Below are 15145 nucleotides of genomic sequence, written 5' to 3' on the forward strand. Positions count from 1 at the left end.
CACTGTTTACGATTTATCTAAAAAATCTTATTTAATCAAATAAGATAAAACTCTATTTTTAATTATTAATTGCTGATGACATGAAAGATGGAGATTTATAAATGAAAAAACGCATTGCGGTGCTTGCAGGAGACGGAATAGGCCCTGAAATAATGAAAGAGGGTTTGAAAGTATTGGATGCAATAGCAAAACAATTCAACCATATCTTTGATTACAAAGAAGCGCTGGTAGGCGGTTGTGCTTACGATAAATACGGACACCCCCTGCCCGATGAAACCAAAGAAGTTTGCAACAATTCAGATGCTATCTATTTTGGCGCAGTTGGAGGCCCCAAATGGGAAAATTTACCTCCGGAACTTACCCCGGAACGCGGGGCGCTGCTTCCCTTAAGGGGCACATATAATCTATTTGCAAACTTGCGTCCCGCAATAATTTTCGGTCCGTTGGCTGATGCGGCATCATTAAAATCAGAACGTCTCGAAGGAGGTCTTGACATACTGATTGTTAGGGAACTTACGGGAGGAATATATTTTGGGAGAAACAAGGTAAAAACCCTCACCCTCCACGAAGGTGCCCTGCAGGGGAATTACGCGGTAGATTACATGATTTATTCCGTACCGGAAATCGAAAGGATTGCGGCTGTCGCCTGTGACGCCGCCATGAAACGCAACAAAAAACTCACCTCCGTTGATAAAGCAAACGTCCTTGAAAGTTCAAAATTATGGCGAAAGGTAGTCACTGACTACGTTCAGTCCCACTTTCCCCAGATACAACTTAATCACATGTATGTGGACAATGCTGCCATGCAACTGGCAACGAATCCAAAACAATTCGACGTGATAGTTACCGAGAATATGTTTGGGGACATATTGTCAGATCTCGCTTCCGCCATTACCGGTTCCATTGGCATGCTTCCAAGCGCAAGTCTTGCGAAAACAGGCTTCGGGCTTTTCGAACCCATTCATGGCTCCGCCCCTGACATTGCCGGACTGAATAAGGCCAATCCGTTAGCGCAAATACTCTCGGGGGCAATGCTGTTAAAATATGCATTCGGCCTTAACAGGGAATCAAAGGCTATTGAAGAGGCAATAATGAAGGCGCTGGAAAATGGTTATCGGACAGCAGATCTCGCAAATAAAACTACGCAAGAGGGAAAAATCCTTTTAACCTCCCAGATGGGAGACAAGGTCGTAGAATATTTAATGGTGAAGTCCGAAACAAATTCTAATGAAAAAATGATTTGAAATGCTAAACAAGTACATCTTTCGTATTTGAAAATTAATGTTCAATATTCAACGCTCAATGCCCTTTTGATGTAGAGACCTTCCATAGGCTTATGTGGGGTGTGTTCATAAAAGTTGAAGTTTTTTCAAAATACTAAACTGTTATAACCATGGAAGAAGACGAAGCAATCAAGCACCAAAATAGACGCAGAAAACCGGATTTTTGGATTAGGTCTCTTCGGTGGTTTGTTGTGACGAGTTGGATACTTATGATTACTGCATTACTGATTTTTGGGGCAGCAATACCAGAAGTAGAATCGTTCTTTGATAGGAAATTTAGTATGCAGTTAATCAGCACATGGAACCGGAAATTGTCATCGTATCTTTTTCATAATAATGATCGTTTGGCTTTGTGTAAGCATTACAGGGCTGGTTATAAACTCCAGGAGATGCCAGCGTAAGGATGATGAATTCCATATATCCCTTGTTTTTCTCGGTATAATATCGGTTTTTGGAATTATCGTTTATCTTTTCCTTTTTTAGGGGGAAACAATCTCCGGAAAGAAGGTTTTATTGGCTGAATTTTTTGTTGCAGAAAGGGGTGATTGCGAAAGTATGATAAAGGTTTACGAAACTGGAAATGTTTTATTCGAAGATATGATCCTGATTCCTGAAGGTACGTTTTTGATGGGGAGTACAAAGGAAGACATAGAGAAATTATTGGAACAGGATAAAAGTATCGAAACGTATCGGTTAAATAATGAAATTCCGCAGAGAGAGATTTTTTTGAGTGCTTATTATATTGATAAATACCCTGTCACCAATGCACAATTTTCTCAATTTATTGAGGCGAACGGGTATAAAAAAAAGTTGTATTGGTCAGAAGCGGGATGGCAGTATGTTCTTGATTTCAATCCGTCGGGTAGTAATGACATAGACGCCATATTACAAGGTGATAAAGATTGTCCGGCAGTAAATATTTCGTGGTATGAGGCGGAAGCATTTGCCAATTGGGCTGGGAAAAGGCTGCCTACTGAAGCGGAGTGGGAAAAAGCGGCCCGGGGCGCTGACGGAAGAATATATCCGTGGGGAAATGATTTTGACAAAACACGTCTGAATTGCGCCGAAGCAAAAATTGAAAAATCAACCCCGGTGACGCAATATCCACAAGGACAAAGCGTTTACGGATGTTTTGATATGGCTGGAAACGTTTGGGAATGGATTAAGGATTGGTATGATAGTCAATACTACCATAATGCCCCGGATAAAAACCCTCAAGGGCCTGATGTCCCTGAAGAAAAGCCTTATTCCGGAAGACCGGAAGAGGTAGGCGTTTCTATTTATGAATTGAAACCCTCCCTCAGTAAAACACTCGCCACCTGCAAGGTCATTCGCGGCGGTTCCTGGAATGGGTCTGGTATTGTGCATATTCGTTGCGCAAACAGGGATTATGATGAGCCTTCATTTAAAAGCGATATCATAGGGTTTCGTTGTGCTAAATCAATTGAATAATCCCATTCAATGCTCAATGTAAAAGAAAAAAGGCACGGGGATATTTTGGATTTGTTTTGAATTTTATACTTTGTTATTCGGATTTGTTTCGGATTTCGTGTTTTTTATATATTGCTTGTTTGGTTCTGGCTATGCCAGTTTAGGTGTTTAGCGCCTAAACACAAGACTTTCTTTAAAAATAGTTATCCAGCCTTCAATCGAACACCCAGACCATCCCTTTCCGGCAAAGATAACCGTCCTTTCTCAAAATGTACTCCTTCATACGGATCATTTGAAACAAGCAGGTTTCCATCGAGATCAACATAGTCTGCCAACGACATTAAATGGGCTGCCGCAGTAATAGACACAGAACTCTCTATATTGCAGCCTATCATAACTTTGAGCCTATGAGCCCTTGCGGTATGAATCATACGCAGCGCTTCCCGAATGCCACCGCATTTCATCAGCTTTATATTAATTCCGTCCACCATACCCGCCAATCGCGGTATGTCTTTTGAATCTACCACTTCTTCGTCGGCAAAAATGGGAATTTTTACTTTATTTTTAATATATGCCAATGCCTCAAAATCGCCAACAGGAAAAGGCTGTTCCACCAATTCAACGCCAAGCTCTTCCATACGATGCAACCTTTTGATTGCCCCTTCTTTGTTCCATCCGGTATTAGCGTCCACACGAAAAATCGCCCGGGTTATTTTTCGCAGCTCTTCAAGGATTTCTATATCATTATCACAGCCAACTTTTATTTTCAAGACGGGAAGGTCCTTCACCTCTTCAATCTTTTCACACATCTTTTCCATCGTGTCCATGCCTATTGTAAAGGATGTAGCCATTGTGTGATGAGGGTTTAACCCTAATAATGCGGAGAGAGGTATTTTAAGTATTTTACATACAAGATCATGGAGGGCTATGTCAATTGCAGCGCGTGCCGCTGCATTCGCTGTAAAATGTTTTTTTAACTGATTGGTAATATCTTCAATATGAAAAATGTCGCTGTTTTTCAATAAGCCGGCGAATTGGCGAAACGCTTCCACAACACTTGTTGAATTCTCTTTAAAAAAAAGAGACGGAGCCGCTTCCCCAATGCCCGAGACACCGCTTTCTTCTGTTAAAGAAACTATGACGTTGCTCTGGGTGTCTTTTGCTCCCCTTGAAATCCTGAATGTATGTTTTAGTTCCAGGTCTAACGGCTGAAAAGAAATGTTCATGGTAATAGGGGCTGAATGACCTCTAAAAATTTGTCAACGCCAAATCTAATGGGGTCGGTAGCCGGCAGTTTTATTTCCCGTTCTGTTTTTTCTATTTCCCGCAATGCTTCTTCATCAGACATGCCATAGCAATTAAGCGATATACCGAGTACCTTGCAGGATTGAAACGGTTGCACCAGTTTTTCGTTAAGTTCAATGATATGCTGAATAGGCAAAATAGGAAAGTTTTCAAAATGACGCAGTGTTTTGCGGGTTGGTTGATGACACATAATAATACCCTGCGGAAGCGCACCATGCAGCAAACCTACATTTACACCGGAATATGCAGGATGTATTACCGCGCCTTGTCCTTCAATGCACAAGAGATTGTATTGAGCGCGGTCAAGAATGAGTTTTTCTGTTGCGCCGGAGATAAAATCAGACAGGACATGGTCTATGGCGATTCCGCTACCTTCAATAAGAATACCTGTTTGTCCGGTTGCGACAAAACAGGCGTCAATACCTCGTTTTTTTGCGGCATTTGCAATCTCTATAGAGGTAACCATCTTGCCAACATTGCAATCCGTACCGACAGTAAGCACACGAAATGTCTTTACCTCTTTTGCCTTTCCTGTGCCAATGGATAATTTTTCAGGTGGTTTTCGAACGTCATAAATGTTCAACTGATTCTTTTGTGCAAGTTTGCCAAACTCAAGGTCATCACTGATATAGGTATGAAGCCCGCTGATAACATTGAGTTTATTCTGCAGGGCATCTCTGATGTGTATCTGCCATTCAATGGGCAATACTCCACCCAAAGGAGCAATTCCAATAAGGAGTGAATCAGGTTTGAGGTGCAATGTTTCCTTAACCGTACTAAAAATCGGGATGTCTTTTCCTATCCCAATGATTGCCTCAAGATCTTTTCCGGCATTATAGAGATCTATTATGGCAACGACTTCGTCTTTGCAATAACGAACAATGCTGACGGCAGTCTTTGCACTATGGATATCAAGTTTTCCCTCTGTTAGAATAACAAGACGGCGTTTCGATGTTGAAATCATTGGGAAGGTTATTTTTTACTCTTCTTTTCCTTAATTTTTCTTTGGAGTCTTTGTTTGGAAAATCCCTTATACTTACGAATACATTCGGCATATTCCCGTGCATTTAACAACTCATCAAAAATATTAACATCTTCTATCCTAAACTTTATCAACCAGCCACGGACGTAAGGATCATTGCTCAATATTTCCAAATCTTCGTATAAACGCTCGTTAACAGCAACTACTTCAGCATTTATAGGGAGTATAATATCTATCAGATTATCCAGGGATTCTATTTCCCCAAAAGATATCCCGGAGAGAATTTCATCTCCTGATCGCGGAAGGTCTAAAAACAAAAGCTTGCCCAAATCTTTAATAAAAAAATCTGTGAGACCAAAGGTAATCGATTTTTTGTTATCAAAAAACCATCCATGATCCACAGAATATTTATACCGTTCAGGAATTTCCATAAAACCATACCTCACAATAAATTATAACTCGCCAAGGCACAGGCAAAATGTTAACACACTGGTTAAAGGTTGTCAAGGACATTCATTTGTAGCACTAAGAAGGGACATAGAAGAATTTAATATACCTGTAACTGTCATTTCTACCAGATTCCTCAATTGGCAATCGGCAATTTGCCGACTGTAGATTGCCGACTATCGACTGCCGATTGCCGATTGCTACGGTACAATAGAGTATTTCAAGTCCCTAAAAGCTTATTGCAGAGCAAACATTTTGCCATGATAAATGAGAGTATTCCCGATTTTTTGCAAAAAATAACTAGCAAGGATTAAAAAGAACTCAACGTTTTAATAAATAATAAAGCCTTCCATAGGTATTCAAACTACCCGCATCCGACATTGCCCGCTCCCCGATTCCAAAATAAATATCCGCCCGGGCAGCAGTCTGTATGGCGCTTCCCGTGTCTTGGTCCGACACAAAAAAAAGCTTTTCCACCACATTTTTTTTAGTAAACCAGCCTGTTTTTTTTGCCGTCCTCGATTCTAAGACTACAAATGCCAAACCGCCGGCAGGAAACAGTTTCTTATCCGTAGCAATACTCCTCATCGGGGTAACAGGCACGCCAATACACCCATGAGGCACTGCATGATTTACCACTTCAAAGAAAATAAAACGGTCATTTTTATTAATATAAAAATCCAGCTCGTCGGGATGCCGGTCGAAGTAGCTTATGAGTTCAGATAGCGTTAGTTCTTCTTCAGGTATTTTTCCATCCAAAATCAACTGCTGGCCGATACTGGTGTATTCATGTCCGGAATCCGCAGCATATCCTATATAAAGCTTATTGCCCGATATAAGATCAATTTGCGCTGATCCCTGAACATGGATAAGGTAGGCGTCCAATTTCGATTTAAGATAGACAATCTCATTTCCTTTCAAGAGATTATTTTCCTGAATCTCTTTTCTTTTAAAGTAGGGTTTTCTGAAATCAGCAGGTTTTTTGTAAAGAGGGTATTTAAATTCACTATCCGCGGTAAGGCTCCCTTGATAAATCGGCGTCCCATAGCCAGTATAGTGCACTTCCCCGTAAAATTTCTTGCCAACCGCCTGAAAGACTCTGAAATGTTCCGCTATAAACGCATTAAGTTCTGCGTCATTGTTACAATGTACAACACCATCGCGAAAATATTCCAGGGTTTCCTTCAGTTTTTCATGAGAAAAATCCTTCATACGAAATCCATATTTATTGGATTTTGACATGGCAAAATACCTGAGGCTATGGTCTATCGACAGTAAAAGAGAGTTTTTATCATAATCGTCCCTGAAATAAGGAAATTGCCTTGGGTCTTTGATTTCCACCAGGCCGCTGCCGGATTCTTCCGGAATAAGCAACGATCTTTTCTGCGTCGCACAACCAAAATTAATTCCTGTTAATAAAAGGACAATTACAATGCCGGTGTAAAAATGATTCAGGCACAATTTCATAATGAATTTCCCTTTTCTTCAAAATTATGATAGGTAAAACTAAATTTCTAGTAACAGTTCATTCCGATTACAAGTTAATTCTCTCAATTATTCCATATTCCTTGTTCGATATTTGACGGCCGACTGTTCAGTCTGCAATCCACAGTCCACGGTCTGCAATTTGCCGACGGTAGATTGCAGACTGCCGATTGCTGACTGTAGACTGCCGACTTCGATTTGGACTACCTGTAAAAAAATATCAAAAACAACTTAGCGCTTATAGGAATTGAGGGGTTGTTCTACACATCATGGGAACCATTACAATTTTTGATCGATAAAAGCTCCTCCACCATTTTCCAACAGACAAGTATTCTATATGACTATAAAAGATAATCAAAGGAAATCTTAGACAAAATGGTATCTTTTGAAGCGCTTCTATTTGTCGAAAAAATCCTGTTTGACATTAAAATTTATTTTGATAACAGGACGCAGATAAACAAACCAAAACACGATACCCACTAGAATAACCCCGCCCACAATATTCCCAAGGGTAACCGGAACAAGGTTATTCACAAAAAATCCTTTCCATGTTAAAAGTGAAAGGTCTATGGGCTTTCCCGCCATCTTTTCAGCAGCAACAACAACTTCCGGTTGCTTTGACAAGAAAATACCTATCGGGATAAAATACATATTTGCAACACAGTGTTCAAAACCGCTGGCAACAAAACCCCCTATGGGAAAGAGAATCGATAATATCTTATCGGCAGAACTCCGCCCGCTAAAGCAGAGCCAGACAGCAAGGCATACCATAGCATTGCAAAGTACACCCCGCGCCAATGCAAATTTAAAAGACAAATTCACCTTTGTATTTGCTATAAGCAAGGCCTTTGCACCAACCATATGGTTAAACAATTCCCATTGATGGGTATTGTACATCAGGAATACCATCAATAAACTCCCCACAAAATTGCCGGAAAAGGATACTGTCCAGTTATTGGCCACTTCCATCGTAGTTACCCTCTTGCTGACATACCCCATAATAATAAGGCAGTTGCCGGTAAAGAGCTCTGCACCTCCAACAACAACAAGCATGAGACCCAAAGAAAACACTACCCCTGCAATTAATGAATTAATGCCAAAATGTAAAGTCGAATCGCTTATTACTAAAGTAGCGAATTGCGCACCAATTCCGATATAAAGCCCGGCCAGAACCCCCAGGGCAAAAGTCTGGGTGATACCCAATTTTGCTTTTACCAAAGCAATCTTGTCAATTTTGTCCGCAATTTGCGGCGGCGAATAGGCGTCAATATCTATTAATTTAACATGTTTTGCAATTTTACTTTCCGTCACCTTTTGCCTCCTTTCTTAACTATCGGGTAATTAACATAATCTTTTGCTTAAATATCTGAAATAAACATGTAGGGTAGGCATCGCCTACCGGAAATCGGATCGTTACAAAGCATGAAGTACGAGGTACGATTTAAAATCCCAAATCGTAAATCTAATATATTTAAGTTTTTAAAATATAATCCATAATACGTTTTTCCTCTCATTCCCAAGCTCCGCAGACTGGGCCAAATGGACAATTCTGCTTTATTTTGTGGGTATAACTCCCCACTTTGTAGGCAAAAAAGTTCATTTGACCCAGTCTGTCCGGCTTGGGAACGGGATAGGTTTAGAAACTCCGGCTTCGAATATAAAAAAAGAATGGGACCCAGTTGAAAAATATTTGAAAGCGTCTTTTGACCCCAATATTTCTTATTAAATGGAAGCAGGAGCTTCCAGGGTACGTGCGTTCCCAAGTCGGAACTTTGGAACGAGAATAGAGTTAGGCCTTCAGCGACTTTTTCGATGGAGAGCGAAGTGCCGCTTTGCCCTGCAACTTTGAAATTCCTAATATTTAGGTTTTTAAAATATACTCCATAATACGTTTTAAACTAATTCTGTTTTCTTTTTTTGACGTCAGACGCAAATAAATATACCAGTACATCCCTGCAACCAGGACCATACCTCCCATCAAATTTCCTAAAACCACCGGAATCAGATTGTCAATCATAAATCCTTTAAAAAAAGTAAGGTTTGAAAAGTCCACTCTGCCCTGAACCTTCATTATGGCGGCCAGGACTGAGCTATTTCCCTTAAGGATAATACCCATAGGTATAAGCCACATATTCACCACACAATGTTCAAATCCGCAGGCGATAAGGCAGGATATGGGCCACAACAGTGACAGTATCTTATCCATATTGCTTCTCCCGCTGTAACATAACCAGATAGCCAGGCAAACCAGCATATTACAGAGAAGGCCTCTGAAAAAAGCGACGCTAAATGGCAGGTTTACCTTTTCGTTTGCTGCAAGCACAATCTTTGCTCCCAGGAGATAATTGCTAAATGTCCATTGCCCGGAATTATATATCCACAATACGAGCGTTAACGCCCCAATAAAATTGCCAATAAACGCAATAATCAAATTCCTGGTAAGATCTCTGCCAGTAATCTTGCCAGCCATATATGACATCGCAATAAGGCAATTGCCGGTAAAAAGCTCCGCTCCTGCAATGACAATAAGCACAAGTGCAAGGGTAAAGGCTACGCCTCCCAATAACTGATTCATGCCAAGGTTTGAGGTTGCAGTATGGGTCACCAGCATCGATAACTGCGCTCCCAATGCAATAAAAACGCCTGCCAAAATACTCAGGGCAAGCGTAGTGAGCATGCTCATCTGTGTTTTTGCGATTCCAACCTGTCCCACCCTGTCAGCCATCTTGATTGGCGCATAAGCGTCAATATCAATTACAGGAATTCCGTATACATTATTTACCTCTTTCTTCTGTTCCTTTTTTTCAAATACTGGTTTGTTTTTATCAGGATTAATTTCGTGATGCTCATCTGCATTGTTGTTTTGACGTTCCGTATCGTTCTGGACGTATTCAGATTCGTTTATATTTTCACAATACTCCTCATTCATATCATTTTTTGGATGGTCAGACACAAATAGCCTCCTCTCTGTTTAAGAAATGTTTAGATAATAAAATGTGTTTTCCTACGACAAGTGCCAGTTTAACATGATTTTTACAGAATTCTACAAAAATTTATAGATATTAAATAATTTACCTATACTGTGTTTGCGGTGTAAGAATAAAATGTCGCAGTAGTACTAATGCCTGTTTTTTATAATTGATTGCTTATAAACAATTATGATTTATACTATTTGCAACAGCATCGTATTGTTTTTAATACAACAGGGTCTGCAAAAGGGGAGGCGGTACAAGCGTTTTTCCCTTTTTTTGAATAACCATGGATAATAACGCCTTCAAAACTGAAATTGACAAATGTGCGAAATGCGGGAAATGCCGCTCCATATGCCCGGTTTTTTTAGAAACCGGAGAGGAATCAATGGTTGCGCGGGGGCGCATCAGTCTTGCTGAGGCAATCAGGAATGGTGAGATTTTTTATACGGAACGGTTAAGAGATTATTTGCTATCCTGCAAAAAATGCTTTCGGTGTTCCAGTATCTGCCCTTCAAATGTTGATTACGATTTAATCATACAAACGATGCTGAATGACCTGGCAAATCACATTGGGATATGGTTTATTCCCCGTATTATTTTCAGGGTCGTTTTAACCCGCAGGTGGCTTTTTAATTTTTTCTTAAAAACCGCAAGTATTTTTCAGCGTATCATACCGTTAAAACAACGTGGCGCCATGAGACACCTCCCCTTTGCACTTATGGGAGGAAGATGGATTCCTCCATTGGCAAAGAAACCCGCGTTGGACAAATGGCATTCTTCCCGGACAAAAACAAACACTGCAAAAATGCGGGTTGGGTTTTTTGTAGGATGCCTCACCAATTATGTTTATCCGGACATCGCCGATGCGGTTGTTGAGACACTTACCCACCTTGGCGTGGAAGTAATTGTACCAGAAGAACAGTTGTGCTGCGGTATTCCAGCGAATTCGTTGGGAGACTTCAGGACAGCACGTAAACTTGCAGAGATAAATAGCCGTGTATTTGAAAGTGAAAATCTGGATTATATTGTCACCGCATGCGCCACCTGCGGCAGGGCATTACGGAAAGATTATTCACGCACATTGAACGACCCTTGCCAGATTTTTGCAAAGAAACTGTACGACGTATCTGAGTTTATTGAAAAATATTTACCGTACACTATCAAGCCGCTAAAAACGAAAATTACCTACCACGACCCCTGCCATCTTTACTGGGGACAAAATATTTCAAAACAACCCAGAAACATCCTGAAGCTGTCCGCCGATTTCCATGAAATGGATACTCCGGAACGGTGCTGCGGGGGTGGTGGCGTCTTTAATCTGTTGCACTACGATCTGTCAATGAAGATTGCCGAATACAAGGCAAAGGCTATTGAAAATAGCAAGGCAGAGGCCGTTGCAACAGGCTGCCCGGGCTGCCGTCTGCAAATTGAGGATATACTTGCCACAAAAGGGTCAAAAGTCTCCTGCACTCACACAATACAGGTGTTGCGTGATGCATTGCTGAAAAATCCTTAACTATTCCGCCACAGACAAGAAATAAAAAATACGAATTTCGAAGTGCGAAGTGCGAAATCCGAAACAAATCCGAACAACAAAGCATAAAATTCAAAATAAACCCAAAATATCCCTTTCTGCGTGCAATCACACTTTGAAAGTGTCATTTAATGTAATACTTTAGTCTTTTGAAAAAGCAAAATGCTTTTCCGAAAGTTCCGAAGACCGGGCCAAATATTCAATATTCGATTCTCAATGTTCAATTCTCAAGTTGTTGCTCATTTGCCGCTATTCTTTTACATTAAGCATTAGTTTTCAAAAATGTATTAACGTATCTTTTCACGGTGTTTTTTTCAAAAACTAATGTTCCTGCTTATTTTTAGGGGGCTATTTAAGTATTTCCACCGCCACCCCCATTTCTATCATATCGGAGATAAAAGAAACGGTGCCGGTATGGTCAGGGCAATAACAGTATCCACCCGGAATTGGCCATTCTATACAAGTACATCTTGGGTCTATTCGCGGGTCAAAATTAATAAAACACCAGGCAGGTTTCGTTGTTGCTCCAATACCAACACCATGTAAAAGTCTTTGAAATTCCAGATGGTTATTACGAATAGGTGTCTTGTGTATACGTAAGGAGTCTATGGTTAGGTAGAAAACTATGGTTATTATAAGGAAGGCGATGGCGCTTAATACAAAAAAGGCGTTTTTATTCATTGATTAATAAAAAAAATTAACCACAAAAATAACCCCAGTTTGTAATTCCCTAACTTCAGATAGGTGAGGGTTTGTGCAAGGTGAATATTATTTAATGCGTCAACACTTTTTATTTCAAGCACCAATTTATTCTCTACCAACAAATCTATCCTGTAGCCACATTCTAATTGTACTTCTTCAAAAAACAGCGGCATCGGTTTTTCTTTTTCTACAAAAAGTCCTGATTTGCTAATTTTGTAATACATACACTCTTTGTATGCGCTTTCCAGCAAGCCGAGACCAAATGCATTATGTATTTCTATTGCTATCCCTATAATTTTATGTGAAAGCTCGTTTTCAGTCATTGTGTCCTATGTGGTTAGTCTTTGTACTACTATCCATCAATTTCTTGTTTTTTATGCGTGTTTTTCATGCCGCCATTTCCGTAAGTGCTTTAATATCAAGGGCTGAAGCGGTCATCAGTGAACAAGAGAACTTCTGGCCTTTCTCCGTCAAAACATAGCGGTTGGCCCTCGGAACTTTGCGGATTAGACCGTGTGCCCGCAGCATCTTTATCCGTCGGGTCGTTCGTCCGGAATATTTCTTTTGCTGATCCTTGCCGGATTGTTCGGATTCCCGGTAAAGCCACTTACGCAAATCATGGTTGCGGAATCCATTTATCGCGTTTTCGCCTTTGGACAGGAACATCAGCATCTGGTAATCATCCTGCTGCCAGGGATTCAAACCTCGATACCTCTTGCCCTCTTTGACAACCTTGTTACAAGCGCTGCTCACCACTTCTTTCAGTTTCTCCTCTACCTGAGCCGCCGCCAAAGCATCCCCATAACGATCATTGCATTGTTGGCTCACCTCACACCGTCGATGAAGATCGCTTACGCCCTTACGCATCTTCTGCCATGACGCCGGTTTGCCTTCATCATCATTGGGACTCCGAAAGACCTTAAAGTCCCGCGTATTATTGATCGTTGTCTCAATACGCAAGAGACTACCGCTCTTGTTATACATCTTCACTGAATTATAATTCACACTGTGCTTGACCCGTATACCTTCATAGCGTCTTCGATAGTCGCTGATAACCTCATCAGGGGCAGCGCCTGCAAGGTTACGCCTACCCAAATACTTCATCACCGAAGAACTGTCGCAAACCCGCATCGCATGATGAACAAACGATGGAAACAACTCCTCCAATGCCTCAACCGATTTAAACATGATGTCCGTCGCCCACTCCGTCTCATCCGCAGACCAGTAATACTCCGGTTCCAACGGACGAAGAATCTGCGACAATGCCGGGCAACTGCCCAACGCAAGCCCGTTCAGCAGCTTCGCCCAGTCAGTCTTAAGCTGCTCATGGAGCAGAACCTGCGCAGCCGCAATATCCTCTATACGCACAAAACAGTTGCCGTCCTTAACATAATCAATACCTTGCTTCTGAAGTTGCCGCTCCAGCCAATGACGACCATTGAGACAAATGAAAATATTAAACGGCGCCCAACTCTGGATACGAACATGACCAAAACCAAACACTGGATCATTAAAATAATGATACACAAAGACACACTTGCGGGGCGCCATTACCAACTCGAGCTTCTTGCTGGCCTTGTTGCCCTTGACCATCGGCGCAATACAAGGCTCTACCACACTCAACAGGCAGATGGAACCTTCCGTAATCCTCTTATCCGCCGCGATCTGGCGAGCCAACTTCTCCTTATCAACACCGCTGCTCATCAAATACCGCACCTCGATACCCAAATCTTTCGCCCGCGATTCACAACTGTCTCGCACCTGTGCCGTAAGCCCATTGACCCAACCGGAAAAATCCTTAAGCAGAATTCTCGCTTGGTTCATGAATGTTCCCATCCCACGCTCACTGGCCAACCACCGCAATGTCCCGCGAAAACGAATCCTGTCCAGACCGCTTATTGCACCCACGATCCTGTCTCGATATAATTCCATCAACTTATTCATAAGTAGTGTCCTCCAAATTGTCTGATTACTATTTACGAGGATACTACTATACTTTATAATAAACTAAAAATCACCTTTTTGGTTGCGGCCAAAGGCCGCGCTAGGCCCTTTGTGGTTAAACTTTATGTGCTTTGTGGTTATGATTTTCGCGAAGGGGATATTTCGTTAGAGGCAAACTGAATTAAACTCGTCTTAAATTCAGCCATGGGGAAATTTTTACCGGGGCATGCAGTTCCTTTTTGATGAACCTGGCTATGTAATATGATGTTCGATAAAGGGATGTCATATTTCGAGGAAAGATAACGGGTCAACCTAACCAGCGAATCAAATTGATCCTCAGAAGGTTTCCCGCCGTTTTCAAAATCACCCACGAGGCAAATGCCTATCGCCACCTGGTTGCAATCCATATTTGCCGTGTGAGCGCCATGAATTTGGTTCTTCCAGCGATTTCCTACCTCTATTTCTCCATCGCCAGAAAGAGTTCCATTGCCAATCACAAAGTGATATGCCAATCCATACTTCCACCCTTTCTTTTCTCTATGATAGGTATCAAACCGGGTTGCATTTCCTTTCTCTGAAGCGCTATGGTGTATAACAATATATTGCCACGGTCTTTCCTTTGTATCTATTGTATCTATCTCGCAAATCTGAGATATTTTTTGTGCAAATGCCGCTCTCAGCATATCGCTTTCCGATATCACCGTTCTTACCTCTGCGGAACTGCTGCTAATAAGAGGCAAGGCGCCAATAATACCTCCTGCCGCAACAATCATTGTTAACGACACATATTGAATAATCTTTTCGTATGTACGATTTCTCATTGTATTCATTTTAAATCACACTATAGTAATAAATAAAAAAGCCCTGCTACGGAATAAAATAAACGTTATACAGTTTTTTATTCGGTAGCAGGGCTTTCTTCACTGTTTAGCGGTATCGCGAAATTTTTCTCTTCATCCTTCTGCGGATTTTTTGTTTTACGCTTTGTGCGCCGCTGAATAAGTTAAAGACTCTTTGCTTTGCGTCCCAGCCTCACGACTGGTTTGCCTTTATCAATAGT

The 15145-nt window shown here is 41.3% G+C and carries 14 protein-coding genes and 1 riboswitch; of the genes, 3 read left to right on the forward strand and 11 right to left on the reverse strand.

Annotation, left to right across the window (positions count from 1 at the left end; genetic code table 11):
* Nucleotides 1-101: 101 nt before the first annotated feature.
* On the forward strand, nucleotides 102-1244 hold the full coding sequence (gene leuB / locus M5U24_RS08830) for a 3-isopropylmalate dehydrogenase (protein ID WP_099326071.1): 1143 nt from the start codon (nucleotides 102-104) through the stop codon (nucleotides 1242-1244).
* 330 nt (nucleotides 1245-1574) lie between these two features.
* Here leuB and M5U24_RS08835 read toward each other — a convergent pair whose 3' ends face one another.
* Nucleotides 1575-1700: a hypothetical protein gene (locus tag M5U24_RS08835; RefSeq protein ID WP_261341068.1), complete on the reverse strand. Its 126-nt coding sequence runs from the start codon at nucleotides 1698-1700 to the stop codon at nucleotides 1575-1577.
* Between the two features lie 96 nt (nucleotides 1701-1796).
* On the opposite strand from M5U24_RS08835, the gene M5U24_RS08840 reads away from it, so the two are divergent.
* The gene (locus tag M5U24_RS08840) at nucleotides 1797-2735 is read left to right on the forward strand and encodes a formylglycine-generating enzyme family protein (protein WP_099326069.1); all 939 of its coding nucleotides are present in this window, start codon (nucleotides 1797-1799) and stop codon (nucleotides 2733-2735) included.
* Nucleotides 2736-2917: 182 nt separating this feature from the next.
* On the opposite strand, the gene M5U24_RS08845 is transcribed toward M5U24_RS08840, so the two are convergent.
* The 6 genes from M5U24_RS08845 to M5U24_RS08870 all read right to left on the reverse strand — a co-directional run bounded on the left by M5U24_RS08845 (nucleotide 2918) and on the right by M5U24_RS08870 (nucleotide 9886).
* Nucleotides 2918-3940, reverse strand: coding sequence for a dipeptide epimerase (locus M5U24_RS08845; RefSeq protein WP_230408004.1), 1023 nt, complete (start codon nucleotides 3938-3940; stop codon nucleotides 2918-2920).
* Nucleotides 3937-4983, reverse strand: coding sequence for a DUF1611 domain-containing protein (locus M5U24_RS08850; RefSeq protein ID WP_099326068.1), 1047 nt, complete (start codon nucleotides 4981-4983; stop codon nucleotides 3937-3939). Before M5U24_RS08850 ends, M5U24_RS08845 begins: the two co-directional genes overlap by 4 nt.
* Before the next feature lie 8 nt (nucleotides 4984-4991).
* Entirely contained in the window at nucleotides 4992-5432 is a 441-nt protein-coding gene (locus tag M5U24_RS08855) for a hypothetical protein (RefSeq protein WP_099326067.1), read from the reverse strand.
* A gap of 337 nt (nucleotides 5433-5769) precedes the next feature.
* On the reverse strand, nucleotides 5770-6915 hold the full coding sequence (locus tag M5U24_RS08860) for an MltA domain-containing protein (protein WP_099326066.1): 1146 nt from the start codon (nucleotides 6913-6915) through the stop codon (nucleotides 5770-5772).
* A 414-nt stretch (nucleotides 6916-7329) separates the two neighbouring features.
* Nucleotides 7330-8244 carry a formate/nitrite transporter family protein gene (locus M5U24_RS08865; protein WP_099326065.1) on the reverse strand — a complete coding sequence of 305 codons (915 nt, stop codon included), beginning with the start codon at nucleotides 8242-8244 and terminating at the stop codon, nucleotides 7330-7332.
* Between the two features lie 550 nt (nucleotides 8245-8794).
* Nucleotides 8795-9886 (reverse strand): formate/nitrite transporter family protein, encoded by a 1092-nt coding sequence (locus tag M5U24_RS08870; RefSeq protein ID WP_298202214.1) that lies wholly within the window; start codon nucleotides 9884-9886, stop codon nucleotides 8795-8797.
* A gap of 305 nt (nucleotides 9887-10191) precedes the next feature.
* Between M5U24_RS08870 and M5U24_RS08875 the strand changes: the two genes are divergently transcribed.
* Entirely contained in the window at nucleotides 10192-11421 is a 1230-nt protein-coding gene (locus M5U24_RS08875; RefSeq protein WP_099326064.1) for a (Fe-S)-binding protein, read from the forward strand.
* Between the two features lie 366 nt (nucleotides 11422-11787).
* Here the strand turns inward: M5U24_RS08875 and M5U24_RS08880 are convergent, their stop codons facing one another.
* The 4 genes from M5U24_RS08880 to M5U24_RS08895 all read right to left on the reverse strand — a co-directional run bounded on the left by M5U24_RS08880 (nucleotide 11788) and on the right by M5U24_RS08895 (nucleotide 14906).
* Nucleotides 11788-12120, reverse strand: a complete 333-nt coding sequence (locus M5U24_RS08880; protein WP_099326063.1) for a hypothetical protein — start codon at nucleotides 12118-12120, stop codon at nucleotides 11788-11790.
* Nucleotides 12117-12464, reverse strand: a complete 348-nt coding sequence (locus M5U24_RS08885; RefSeq protein WP_099326062.1) for a GxxExxY protein — start codon at nucleotides 12462-12464, stop codon at nucleotides 12117-12119. Before M5U24_RS08885 ends, M5U24_RS08880 begins: the two co-directional genes overlap by 4 nt.
* Before the next feature lie 64 nt (nucleotides 12465-12528).
* Nucleotides 12529-14085, reverse strand: coding sequence for a hypothetical protein (locus M5U24_RS08890; protein WP_099323647.1), 1557 nt, complete (start codon nucleotides 14083-14085; stop codon nucleotides 12529-12531).
* A gap of 137 nt (nucleotides 14086-14222) precedes the next feature.
* Nucleotides 14223-14906 carry a peptidoglycan recognition family protein gene (locus M5U24_RS08895; protein ID WP_164995405.1) on the reverse strand — a complete coding sequence of 228 codons (684 nt, stop codon included), beginning with the start codon at nucleotides 14904-14906 and terminating at the stop codon, nucleotides 14223-14225.
* A gap of 80 nt (nucleotides 14907-14986) precedes the next feature.
* Nucleotides 14987-15143, reverse strand: a riboswitch (cyclic di-GMP riboswitch).
* Nucleotides 15144-15145 lie beyond the last annotated feature (2 nt).

It is taken from the genome of Candidatus Kuenenia sp. (assembly GCF_027493735.1).
Taxonomy (GTDB): domain Bacteria; phylum Planctomycetota; class Brocadiia; order Brocadiales; family Brocadiaceae; genus Kuenenia; species Kuenenia stuttgartiensis_A.

Bases quoted from the DNA above. Each gene is read 5' to 3' on its own strand.
- leuB (WP_099326071.1), top strand. From the start codon at position 102: ATGAAAAAACGCATTGCGGTGCTTGCAGGAGACGGAATAGGCCCTGAA.
- M5U24_RS08835 (WP_261341068.1), bottom strand. From the start codon at position 1,700: ATGGAATTCATCATCCTTACGCTGGCATCTCCTGGAGTTTATAACCAG.
- M5U24_RS08845 (WP_230408004.1), bottom strand. From the start codon at position 3,940: ATGAACATTTCTTTTCAGCCGTTAGACCTGGAACTAAAACATACATTC.
- M5U24_RS08850 (WP_099326068.1), bottom strand. From the start codon at position 4,983: ATGATTTCAACATCGAAACGCCGTCTTGTTATTCTAACAGAGGGAAAA.
- M5U24_RS08855 (WP_099326067.1), bottom strand. From the start codon at position 5,432: ATGGAAATTCCTGAACGGTATAAATATTCTGTGGATCATGGATGGTTT.
- M5U24_RS08860 (WP_099326066.1), bottom strand. From the start codon at position 6,915: ATGAAATTGTGCCTGAATCATTTTTACACCGGCATTGTAATTGTCCTT.
- M5U24_RS08875 (WP_099326064.1), top strand. From the start codon at position 10,192: ATGGATAATAACGCCTTCAAAACTGAAATTGACAAATGTGCGAAATGC.
- M5U24_RS08880 (WP_099326063.1), bottom strand. From the start codon at position 12,120: ATGAATAAAAACGCCTTTTTTGTATTAAGCGCCATCGCCTTCCTTATA.
- M5U24_RS08885 (WP_099326062.1), bottom strand. From the start codon at position 12,464: ATGACTGAAAACGAGCTTTCACATAAAATTATAGGGATAGCAATAGAA.
- M5U24_RS08890 (WP_099323647.1), bottom strand. From the start codon at position 14,085: ATGAATAAGTTGATGGAATTATATCGAGACAGGATCGTGGGTGCAATA.
- M5U24_RS08895 (WP_164995405.1), bottom strand. From the start codon at position 14,906: ATGAGAAATCGTACATACGAAAAGATTATTCAATATGTGTCGTTAACA.